Below are 10791 nucleotides of genomic sequence, written 5' to 3' on the forward strand. Positions count from 1 at the left end.
TGCGCTCCACGCGGTAGCCTCTTCTTCACCGTGCGTGCTACCTCGCACGCCTTTCTCCAGGAGCCATCATGGTCGCCACGTCCGCCCGGCAGGGCACTCCGCACCGGGGCTGCACACTGAGCTGGTTCGTGGAAGGGGACGGACCTCCGGTGGTGATGATCCAGGGGGTGGGCATTGGCGCCGAGGGGTGGCGGCCCCAGGTGGAGGGCCTGGCGTCGCGGTTCGACTGCCTCTGCCTCGACAACCGGGGGTTCGGTGGCAGCCAGCCACCGGGCGAGCCGCTGACGGTGGAGTTGATGGCCGAGGACGTGCTCGCGTTGATGGACGCGCGGGGCTGGGCGAGCGCGCACGTGGTGGGGCACTCGTTGGGCGGGCTGGTGGCGCTGTACATCGCCCACCGGGTCCGGGAGCGGGTGCGCAGCCTGGCCCTGCTGTGCACGTTCGCGTCGGGCGCGGTGCCGACCCGGCTGACGCCGCGGATGCTCGCGATGGGACTGCGGACGCGGCTCGGGACGCGGCGCATGCGCCGGCATGCCTTCCTCCGCATGGTGCTGGCTCCCGGGGAACTGGCCCAGGCGGACCCGGACGCGCTCGCGCAGCAACTCGCGCCGCTGTTCGGCCATGACCTGGCGGATCAACCTCCCGTGGCGCTGCGACAGTTCCAGGCCATGGGCCGCGCGGATGCCACACCATTCCTGCGCGGGTTCTCGGGCCTGCCGACCCTGGTGGTGAGCGCCACGCATGATCCCATCGCGCCGCCTTCCGCCGGGCAGGCGCTGGCGGCGGGGATCCCGGGAGCCCGTTACGTGGAGGTGCCCAATGCCTCCCATGGCGTCACGTTGCGCTTCGCGGAGCAGGTCAACGCGCTCCTGCGTGAGCATCTGGACGGTGCGGAGGCCTTGAGGCAAGTGGAAGGTCTTGCAATGCCTACGTGACGATGGCACATCCAGAACACCCGCGCCCTGTCGGTAGGTTTGTGCCCGCAGTTGCTCTGAACAATGTGGAGACGACTGCGGCGGGGTGTTTCTGAGGTTGATTTGAATTCTTGGTTGTGCGGGCGAAGTCGAGCAAGTGTTCGGGGATGTCCGCTCAGTCGTGCGTGAATGTTGCCTGCGCCCTCGTAGAGCTTTCGAAGCAGAGAGATTAATTTTTCTATATCGGAGGATGCCTGATGTGTCTATTTTGGGCTTGCTTGGAGGCCGTGAATCAGGCCGCCTCGGGCAGAGACCGCACCGTCACGATGGGTGATGACGAGCGCCTCCAAAAGAAGCTCTTAAGCTGTTCGGCGCTCTAGAAACAGCCGTCCGGAGATTTCCTGCTCGCGGCAAGCGCATGGATTCTGCTTCCTCATCAGGAGTCTGTCTCTATCGTGGAGCGTGTAGGCTCCCAACAGAAACTTCGCAGAGGCCTCGGCAAAGGACGATTGCTGCTGCCCCCTGAAGAATCGAGTGCTTGGTGTGATGCGCGCTGACGTGCTGATGTTGTGCTTGGCTCTGCTAAGCACGGGATGTGCTGGGGTGGAGATGTCCTCCGGGCGGAAGGGGACTCGGGAACTTCGCCAGCGCTCGACTCCCGCAGCGATCGTCGTGGACGGGAGGTCACGGAACTCCGGGATGCAGGATGCCGATTCCGACGATGGGGGAGAAGAACATCTACGGAACCGGCGTCCGAAACGCCTGCCTCCGGGAACGGCGCTGATCGAACTCCGTTCCGGGGACATGTTTCGTCAGTACGTGGAGCTGGGTCTTCTGGATGTGGACTCCTTCGAAAAGCTCCTGGTGCGTGCGGGGTTGGACGACCTGGAGGAACTGCCCGTCCGCCGAAATCCCTTCACTCCCGAGGATGCAGTCGCGGTCCTGCGCGAACTGATGGCAAAGCCGATGACGTTGGGAACCTTCCCTCCGCGGATGGCGGCGGGCTTCCTCCTGCGCGAGGTATTGGCGCACGGTGAAGTATCACGCGAGGAAATGGCGCGCCGGGTGGCGCGCTTCGCTCGTGAACAGGTGGCGGTACTGCGGCCGGACGGCTACCTTGCGTGGGCCCTTGATGGAAGCACTCAGCAGAAGGTTGCCCCAGTCGTGTGGAAGGACGGGGTGTTCCGCGCGGGCTACTTCGAACTGGGGCGGTTCTACAGTGGCAAGGGCGGCGTCTTCCGCAGCGTCGATGCGCAACTGCGCGCCTCGGACTGGCGGCCCCTGGCCGAGGTGTACGATGACGCGGATGTCATCAACCGCTCCCTGGACGGCGCGGAGGATGCCTTCGTCGAAATGTACCATGCCGTGGGACAGCTTCTTTCCCATCCCATGGACAGCATCGCGGGACTTCGAGATCTGCCAATGGGAATGGCGGCGCTCCTCTCGTCCTCGCCCGAATATTGGGAACGCTTCCAGTACATGACCGCAGGCGAGCGGATCCGCGAGACGGCCCGGGTGATGACGAACGTCATCGCGCTCTGGGGCACGGCTTCTGCCTCCATTCGCACGGTGACACGCGCCCTGGCATGCGTGGACGCGACGGTGCCCGTGCTGTCGCTTTCCACGGACGGACTATTGGTTGTGGAGCGTATCGCGGTGCCGGTGGGCCGCTCGGCGGCGTTGCTGGGAGGAGGGCCTGGAGCCGGCATCATCCTGCAAAGGGTGGATGATGCAGTGGATTCGACCGTGGAGGCCGGTGGAGAATCGCCAGCTCCCTGGGCGGCGAGTGGGACTCCTGCGTACTCGTCCTTCAAATCCTTCAAACGGGCGATGGGTTCAGCGGGGGAGGGTAAGGAGTGGCACCACCTCGTGGAGCAGACGGACGGGAATGTGGCGCGCTTCGGGCCGAAGGCACTCCACAACCGCGAGAACATCCTCCCGCTCGACAAGTCTCTTCACTCACGCATCAGCGGCTACTATTCCTCAATCCAGCCATTCACACGAGGAAGGACCGTGCGCGACTGGTTGCGGCCACAATCGTTCGTGGAACAGAGAGAGTTCGGATTGAAGATGATGAGGGACCTCGGGGGCGCTCCTTGAAGCTCACGTCCATGCGTCGTGCATTGCCAAGCGAGTTGGAAGCCGCCTACGCGGAGGCTGCGGTCCGACAGGGGCGGGCTTCACTGGAAGGCGATTTCCGCACCGCGAACGCACAGCAGAAGACACTCGTGGCTGTTTGGGGGGAGCTGAGGACTCGTGGAGAAGAAGGCCAGGCCTCGCTCCTTCGGTTGTTGGACCACCAGGAACAAGATGTCCGGGTCTGGGCGGCCTCTCATGCCCTGTCGTTCGCGCCAGCTCGGGCTGAAGAAGTGCTTGAGCGCGCATGCCACGCATCCCCCAGTCCCTCCAGACTCAATGCGGAGATGACGCTCCGGGAGTGGCGAGCAGGGCGGTTGCCAGAGGATTGAGCTGCTTGCACGGCTGCTGGAACCGCAGATGATCAGGGGCCAGGGTGGGGCGGAATGCCCCGGATGGGGCATTCCGGGCACATCCCGGCCCCTCCGTCCGCCCGGACGGTGGGTGGCATGCGGAGTGCTGTGTCCTTCCTTCGGGAGGCCGAGGGAATGCCGAAGGCGCAACGAATCCTCATCACCGCGCTGCCCCTGCTGCTTTTGAGCGTGGCGGCATATGTACTGCACCGCGAGCTGTCTCATTTCCGGCGCGAGGATGTGACCGAGGGGCTCGCGGCCGTGACGACCGGACGCATCCTCCTGGCGCTGGCCTTCACCGTCGTGAACTACCTGGCCCTCACGCTGTACGACGTGCTGGCGCTGGGCCACGCGGGGCACCGGCTGCCCTACGCGCGCGTGGGGTTCACGTCGTTCGTGGGGTATGCCTTTGGACACAACCTGGGCGCTTCGTTCCTCAGCGGCGGCTCGGTCCGCTACCGCCTCTACTCCGCCTGGGGACTGAGCGCGCTGGATGTCGCGAAGGTGTCCGCCTTCAACGCGCTCACGTTCTGGCTGGGATTGGCCGCGGTCACCGGCACGTCGTTGCTCGTCGAGGGGGGTGGTGGCGTGCTGCCCCTCTCACCCCTCCTGGCGCGGGGGCTGGGCGTGGCCCTGTGGCTGCTGCTCGCGGGTTACTTCGCGGCCTGCGCCCTCGTCCGCCGACCGTTGCGCGTGCGCGGGCTGGAGTGGACCCTCCCGACCCCCGCGCGGGCCCTGGCGCAGCTTGCGGTGTCATGCGGAGACTGGGTGCTCGCGGCGTCTGTGTTGTGGGTGCTGCTGCCTTCGGACAGTGGGGTGTCGCTGCCGTCGCTCACCGCGTTGTTCGCGCTGGCGCAGCTCGCGGGCATCGCCAGCCAGGTGCCCGCGGGCCTGGGCGTCTTCGAGACCGTGATGCTGTCGGCGCTCACGCCCCGGGTCCCGGCGCCCCAGGTGGTGGGCGTGCTGCTCATCTACCGGCTCGTCTACTACCTGATGCCCTTCACCGTGGCGGCGCTGCTGCTCGCGGGCCATGAGCTGCTCCAGCGACGTCACCACCTCACCCGGTGGGCGAAGGCGGTGCACAGCTCGTTCGCGCCCGTGGTGCCCTGGGCCGCGTCGGCGGTCGCCTTCGTCGCGGGCGCGGTGCTGCTGTTCTCCGGCGCGACCCCGGCGGAAGCGGAGCGGCTGGCGGTGCTGCGCAGGCTGGTGCCGCTGTCGCTGCTGGAAGTGTCGCACCTGCTGGGCAGTCTGGTGGGGCTCGCGCTGCTGCTGCTCGCGCGAGGACTCCAGCGGCGCCTGGACGCGGCCTATGTGCTGACACAGGTGCTGCTGGTGGCGGGCGCCGTGTTCTCCGTGGTGAAGGGCGTGGACTACGAGGAGGCGTCGCTGCTGCTCGTCCTGGCCGCGGCACTGGCCCCGTTCCATCAACAGTTCTACCGACACACCTCGCTCTTCGCGGAGGCCTTCAGCCCCGGGTGGCTCCTGGCCACGGTGGCGGTGGTGGGCGCGTCGGTGTGGCTGGGGTTCTTTTCCTACCGCCATGTCGACTACAGCCATGACCTCTGGTGGCGCTTCACCTTCTCCGGCGACGCGCCGCGCTTCCTTCGCGCCAGCGTGGGCGTGCTGGGTGCCACGGCCCTCTTCGGACTGGCCGCGCTGCTGCGTCCCGCCGGGCCGCGCACGCACCCTCCCACGCCCGAGGAGCTCCAGCGCGTGCGGCCCCTGGTGGCGAGCGCGTCGGAGTCCATGGCCTCGCTGGCCCTGGTAGGGGACAAGTCCCTGCTGCTCAACGAGGAGGGCTCCGCGTTCCTCATGTACGGCGTGTCCGGCCGCGCGTGGGTGTCCATGGGCGACCCGGTGGGCCCGGATGAAGCCGCGACCGAGCTGGCGTGGCGCTTCCGCGAACTGGCGGACCGTCACCATGGCTGGGCGTGCTTCTACCAGGTGGGCCCGGGCGCGCTGCCTCGCTACCTGGACCTGGGGCTGACGCTGCTCAAGCTGGGCGAGGAGGCCACGGTGCCGCTCGCGGACTTCTGCCTGGAGGGCCCGGAGCGCCGGGGGCTGCGCCATGGCGTGCGCCGGATGGAGCGCGAGGGCTGGACCTTCGAGGTGAAGCCCCGCGAGGCCGTTCCGGAATGGATGCCCCGACTCCAGGCCATCTCCGACGCGTGGCTCGCGGAGAAGCACACGCGCGAGAAGGGCTTCAGCCTGGGCTGGTTCTCCCCGCGCTACCTGGAGCAGGGCCCCGTGGCCGTGGTGTTCAAGGACGGCGTCCTTACGGGCTTCGCCAACGTGTGGGCCCCGGACACGAAGGAGGAGCTGAGCGTGGACCTCATGCGCTACGTGCCGGGCAGTCCGCACGGCGCCATGGACTATCTCTTCACGTCGCTCATGCTGTGGGGGCGCGAGCAGGGCTTCCGCCGCTTCAACCTGGGCATGGCGCCCTTCAGCGGCTTCGAGGAGCGCACGCTCGCACCGGTGTGGAACCGGCTGGGCGCGCTCGTCTTCCGGCACGGCGAGCACTTCTACAACTTCCAGGGCCTGCGCCAGTACAAGGAGAAATTCCGCCCGGAGTGGGCGCCGCGCTACCTGGCCTCGCCAGGAGGGCTGGCGCTTCCAGGCGTGCTCACGGGCGTGGCGTCGCTGGTGTCTCGCGGGCTGGGTGGGGTGGTGGCGCGATGAAACACCGTGCAGGCTGGTTCGTGGTGGGCGCGGTGATGGCGTTGTCCCTCGCGCTCATTCCGTGGGCTCGCACCTGTGCCTCGCCCACCGCGCCAGGAGTCGAGTCGTCGCATTCCGATGGAGAGGTGGCTTCCACCGCCCAGGCACCCGCCGCGCCTCGGGTGGAGACCTTGCATCCCGGAGGTCGCTTCGGCCACGTCACGGTGGTGACTCCCTCCGGGACGCCCTCGACGGTGGCGCTGCTGCTGGCGGACGGGCCCGCGGATCAGGGCCGGGGCGCGGAGCTGTCCCTGGTGTTGGCCTCGCACGGTGCGCTGGTGCTCGCGGTGGATGCGAACGCGTACCTGCGCGCGCTGGAGAAAGGCGGACGCTGTGCGTATCCGGCCGGCGACCTGGAGGTGCTCAGCCAGGGCTATCAGCAACACGCGAAGCTGCCCGAATACCTGCACCCCATCCTCGTAGGCGATGGCACGGGCGCGGCGCTGGCCTACGCCGCGCTGGCCCAGGCTCCTCCGGGGACGTTCCGGGGGGCGGTGAGCGTGGACTTCACTCCGGAGCTTCCGACGTCCGCGGCCTTCTGTCCGGGCTCGGGCCTCGTGCGCTCCCGCGCCGACAAAGGCACCCATGAAAGGCTCTCCCCGGCACGGGTGCTGACCGAGCCCTGGGTGCTGCTCGTCGCGGACCACGACCCCGCCCACCGCGCGAAGGCCGCGAAGGACTTCACCCGCACGCTCGAGTCCGGGCGCGTGGTGACGGTGCCCGGTCCCGGCCTGCGCCACATGCCCGTGTCCGTATGGCAGGTCCCGCTGCTGGCCGCATACGCCGCCGCGGGCGTGCCGCTCTCCGCCGAGCAGCTTCCTCCCGTCACCGCCCACCCCCTGCCGGACGCAGGGACCGGCGCGCTCGCGGGGGACACATCCGTGGAGGGCCTGCCCCTGGTGGAGGTCCCGTCGATGGCCCAGACCCAGGGCGACACGCTGGCGCTCATCGTCACCGGAGACGGCGGCTGGGCGAGCCTGGACCAGGCCATGTCCGAGTCCCTGGCCGCGAAGGGAATCCCTGTCATCGGCTTCAACTCGCTGCGCTACTTCTGGAAGCGCCGCACGCCGGAAGAGACGTCCGCGGACGTGGCCCGCGTGCTGCGGCACTTCCTGGCCGCGTGGGGCAAGCAGCGCGTGGTGCTGCTGGGCTACTCGCGCGGCGCGGACGTGGTGCCGGCCATCGCCTCGCGCCTTCCGGTGGACCTGCGTGGCCGGGTGCGGCTGCTCGCGCTGCTCGCGCCTGGAAGGCAGGCGGAGTTCGAGGTGCACGTCACCGACATCTTCGGCGGAAGGGGCCGCCCCACGCACCCGGTGCTCCCGGACGTGCAGGCCCTGAAGGGAACGCCCGTGCTCTGCCTCTACGGCGACGAGGAGCTGGCCGACAGCCTCTGTCCCTCCCTCTCCGACGTGCCCGGCGTCCGCGCGGAAATGCTCAAGGGTGGACACCACTTCGATGGGGACTACGCGGGCCTCGCGCGCCTCGTGCTCGGGGCGCTCGGTATGGCTTCTCCCTGATGCTCCCGGGTCGCAGACCTTCGTCGGATGGAGGACGGGTGTCTGTCTTTGGAAGGTGATGCATTGACTTGCATCGGTTGAACCTCTACTTCGCATCCGCCCGTTCCTGGTGAGCGGGCCTCTGGGGGGTTCAAACCATGGTCAAACAGTCCGCACCCGTCGTCAGCACGGTCGAAGGGCAGCTTCGTGGCACCGCGGAAGAGGGTGTGTTTGCCTACAAGGGCATTCCCTACGCCCAGCCCCCCGTGGGGGATTTGCGCTGGCGCGCCCCCAAGGCGGTCGTCCCCTGGAAGCACATCCGTGAGGCGACTGCCTTTGGCAATGCGTCGCTCCAGTCGCGCGAGGCCTGCATCGAAGGCGGAGGTGGCGACCCGGGTACCCTCAGCGAGGACTGCCTCTACCTCAACGTCTGGACGCCCCGCGTGGACGCCCAGGCGAAGCTCCCCGTCATCTTGTGGATCCACGGCGGCGCGTTCGTCATTGGCGCCGGAGGCCTGCCGCCGTACGACGGCGTGCCGCTGGCCTCCCGCGATGCCGTCTTCGTCACGTTCAACTACCGCCTGGGCCACCTGGGCTTCTTCGCCCATCCCGCCCTGGAGGCGGAGCGCAAGCAGGGCCCGGCGAACTTCGGCCTCCTGGATCAGTTGGCGGCGCTCCAGTGGGTGAACCGCAACATCGAGCGTTTCGGCGGCGATCCCAGCCGCGTCACCCTCGTGGGCCAGTCCGCTGGCGGCAAGAGCGTGCTGTCGCTGTTCTGCATGGAGCAGGCGCGCCCGTACTTCCACCGGGGCGTGGCGCTCAGCGTGTACGGGCTGGATGAGGTCCCCCTGGAGCAGGCGCTGCTGAGGGGTGGGGCCCTGACGCGGGGCATGGGCGTCCCGGACGCCGAGGCGACGCCCGCGCGTCTGCGCGCGCTGCCCGCGGAGGAGTTCTGGAAGCAGCCCGCGGAGACGTCCACCGCGCCCGTGGCCATCAGCGGCGACTCCGTGCTGCCGCAGTCCATCCTGGCCACGTTCCAGGCCGAGCAGCAGGCGCGCGTGCCCCTCATCCTGGGGAGCACCAACGACGACGTCAGCGTGATGGAGGCCTTCGGGCGCGACCCGATGGAGATCCTCCAGGCCCTGCGCGACAAGGGCGTCCCCATCAAGCTGCTCTACCCGGGCGTGAACGACGACGTGGAGCTGGCGCGCCAGGTGTGCCGCGACATCCTCTTCACCCTCATCCCCCGGCAGATCGCGGACCTGCACTCGAAGGCGTCCCACGTGTGGCGCTGCTACTTCGAATACACCGCCACGCGGCTGCGCGAAGAGCGGCCCCACGGCGTCCGCCACGGCGAGGAGATTCCCTACTTCCTCGAAACGGCGGACCGGTGCTCGCCCACGCAGGAGATCATCAGCGACGAGGACCGCTCCTACGCCCGCCAGGTGAGTGGCTGGCTCATCGACTTCGCCAGGACGGCGGCGCCCGCGTCCGCGTCGGAATGGCCCCGCCATGAGAAGGGCAAGGACTTCCTGATGCGCGCGCAGCAGCCGCCGAAGGTCGAAGAGAACTTCATGCTGCTGCGGCTCAACGCCTTCCTGCTCGCGAGCGCCATCATCAACGGCACCGACGGCGCGCCCTCCGACCAGCGCTCCGGGCGTTCCCCGACGGAGCCCAAGCGGTCCAAGCCCGTGGGCACGCGGCCGTAGTCCACGGACCGCGCGAAGTCGTCACGGGGGCCGGGGCGCGAAAGGGCGCCCGGGCCCCGTCGTTCCCGCTACGTGCTGAAGAGCACCAGCACGAAGGTGTTCGACTGAGGCAGGTGGAACACGGTGCCCTGGCGCAGCGAGCCCTTGAAGAAGGGCGTCGCCTCATAGGCGGTGGCCTGCTTCAGGGCCTCGCGGGTGGCTTCCGGCAGCCAGCCACCGTCGTCCACCTTCACCGTCAGCCGCGTGGCCTTCAGCGTGGGCAGCAGGGCCTGGGCCTCCGCGGCCGGGTACTCCAACACGGCGATGAGCTGCGTGTCGCTGGGCCCCAGCCCGCCCTGGATGCCGCGCAGGGACTTGCGCCACTGCACCGCCTGGGGACGGCGCGGCAGCGCGACGCTCTTCTCCAACGTCTCCAGGTCCGTCCCCGTCTTGGCGGCCGGTGCGGCCGTTTCCGTCGTCATGGATTCACTCCCGGCAGCGGGCTTGTCACAGGCGAGCGAAACACACCCCAGCAGCAGGGTGGAAGCGAGCGCGCGGCTAACGGCCGCCAATGGGACGCGACACCGCATTCTCGGGGCTCCCCTGGGTCCAGGTGACATGACGCTGGAGCTCAGCACGGTTGGTGTACTGGTGGCCCAGGCCCGTCTGCTCGAAGCGGCCGTTGTCCGCGTCCGGCGTGCCGGTGGCGATGTCCGCCTGGTCCGGGTTGAAGTTGTAGCGGTCCTCCGCGTGCAGCGTCATGTCCATCTCGAAGCGCGGCTTGCCGCCCGGCTGCTCCGGGGGATAGACGGTGACGGTGGCGCTGTTCCAGATGGAGTGGCCGCCAATGGCCTTCTGCCAGTTCTCCGTCTCCGGGTACGGGAACTGCTCGCTGGAGCCCACGCCAATCGGCGAGCCGGTGATCTGGAACGTCACCGGCTTGCCGGCGAGCGACGGATCATTGGCGACCAACTGGTTGTAGTACGCCTCCGCGCCCTGCTGCGTGTCGCGGGTGGAGTTGGTGAGCACCGCCTGGCCGGACGGGTCCGTGGACACGAAGCGCTCGTAGCTGAACTGCGAGTCCTTCCCGCCGCCGTGCAGGAAGTGGTCGTACGCGTCCAGCCCGTCCGGGATGTCGTTGTGCGGCACGCCCGGCACGCCCTGGAGGGCGCGGGCCCCGCGCAGCTTCACTTCCCACTCGGCCAGCGCCGCGTAGTCGCTCAGACCCGGGCTCTGCGTGGCGATGGGGTTCGGATCGTCGGGGTCGTTGGGGTTCTGCAGGAAGCCGTTGTCGTGGTGGATGGCCGGCCGCTGCGGAGGACCCGACTGGTACGTGGCCACCGTGTCGGTCGTCGCCACCGGGGTTCCGGCCGTCCCCACCGGGGTGGGCGTGGCCACCGGCGCGGGCGAACCCAGCGCGGGGCCTCCCCGGCGGCTCGCGGGCGCGGATTCAAAGGTGTCGGAGGTGCGGCGGGAGCCACTG

General features: G+C 68.8%; 8 protein-coding genes. 6 read left to right on the plus strand and 2 right to left on the minus strand.

All coding sequences use genetic code 11. The annotated features are described in order from the left end of the window. Positions 1–68 precede the first annotated feature (68 nt). From D7V88_RS03300 to D7V88_RS03325, 6 genes are all read left to right on the plus strand, one after another. Entirely contained in the window at positions 69–935 is an 867-nt protein-coding gene (locus tag D7V88_RS03300) for an alpha/beta fold hydrolase (RefSeq protein WP_120539120.1), read from the plus strand. Positions 936–1613: 678 nt separating this feature from the next. Continuing rightward, positions 1614–3014: a hypothetical protein gene (locus tag D7V88_RS03305; RefSeq protein WP_147448585.1), complete on the plus strand. Its 1401-nt coding sequence runs from the start codon at positions 1614–1616 to the stop codon at positions 3012–3014. A gap of 11 nt (positions 3015–3025) precedes the next feature. Further along, a complete protein-coding gene (locus tag D7V88_RS45445; protein ID WP_372241064.1) occupies positions 3026–3382 on the plus strand; it encodes a DUF2019 domain-containing protein in 357 nt (118 codons plus the stop codon). A gap of 156 nt (positions 3383–3538) precedes the next feature. Beyond that, the gene (gene mprF / locus D7V88_RS03315) at positions 3539–6085 is read left to right on the plus strand and encodes a bifunctional lysylphosphatidylglycerol flippase/synthetase MprF (protein ID WP_120539123.1); all 2547 of its coding nucleotides are present in this window, start codon (positions 3539–3541) and stop codon (positions 6083–6085) included. Further along, entirely contained in the window at positions 6082–7641 is a 1560-nt protein-coding gene (locus tag D7V88_RS03320; protein WP_244237951.1) for an AcvB/VirJ family lysyl-phosphatidylglycerol hydrolase, read from the plus strand. The genes mprF and D7V88_RS03320 overlap by 4 nt, the downstream gene beginning before the upstream one ends. A 137-nt stretch (positions 7642–7778) precedes the next feature. Next, the gene (locus D7V88_RS03325; protein ID WP_120539124.1) at positions 7779–9329 is read left to right on the plus strand and encodes a carboxylesterase/lipase family protein; all 1551 of its coding nucleotides are present in this window, start codon (positions 7779–7781) and stop codon (positions 9327–9329) included. Between the two features lie 68 nt (positions 9330–9397). Here D7V88_RS03325 and D7V88_RS03330 read toward each other — a convergent pair whose 3' ends face one another. After that, entirely contained in the window at positions 9398–9790 is a 393-nt protein-coding gene (locus tag D7V88_RS03330) for a hypothetical protein (protein WP_120539125.1), read from the minus strand. A 76-nt stretch (positions 9791–9866) separates the two neighbouring features. Then, the coding region (locus D7V88_RS03335) for a hypothetical protein (RefSeq protein ID WP_120539130.1) at positions 9867–10791 on the minus strand (925 nt) is incomplete at its 5' end.

This window comes from Corallococcus terminator (assembly GCF_003611635.1).
Lineage (GTDB): Bacteria > Myxococcota > Myxococcia > Myxococcales > Myxococcaceae > Corallococcus > Corallococcus terminator.

Bases quoted from the DNA above. Each gene is read 5' to 3' on its own strand.
- D7V88_RS03300 (WP_120539120.1), top strand. From the start codon at position 69: ATGGTCGCCACGTCCGCCCGGCAGGGCACTCCGCACCGGGGCTGCACA.
- D7V88_RS03305 (WP_147448585.1), top strand. From the start codon at position 1,614: ATGCAGGATGCCGATTCCGACGATGGGGGAGAAGAACATCTACGGAAC.
- D7V88_RS45445 (WP_372241064.1), top strand. From the start codon at position 3,026: ATGCGTCGTGCATTGCCAAGCGAGTTGGAAGCCGCCTACGCGGAGGCT.
- mprF (WP_120539123.1), top strand. From the start codon at position 3,539: ATGCCGAAGGCGCAACGAATCCTCATCACCGCGCTGCCCCTGCTGCTT.
- D7V88_RS03320 (WP_244237951.1), top strand. From the start codon at position 6,082: ATGAAACACCGTGCAGGCTGGTTCGTGGTGGGCGCGGTGATGGCGTTG.
- D7V88_RS03325 (WP_120539124.1), top strand. From the start codon at position 7,779: ATGGTCAAACAGTCCGCACCCGTCGTCAGCACGGTCGAAGGGCAGCTT.
- D7V88_RS03330 (WP_120539125.1), bottom strand. From the start codon at position 9,790: ATGACGACGGAAACGGCCGCACCGGCCGCCAAGACGGGGACGGACCTG.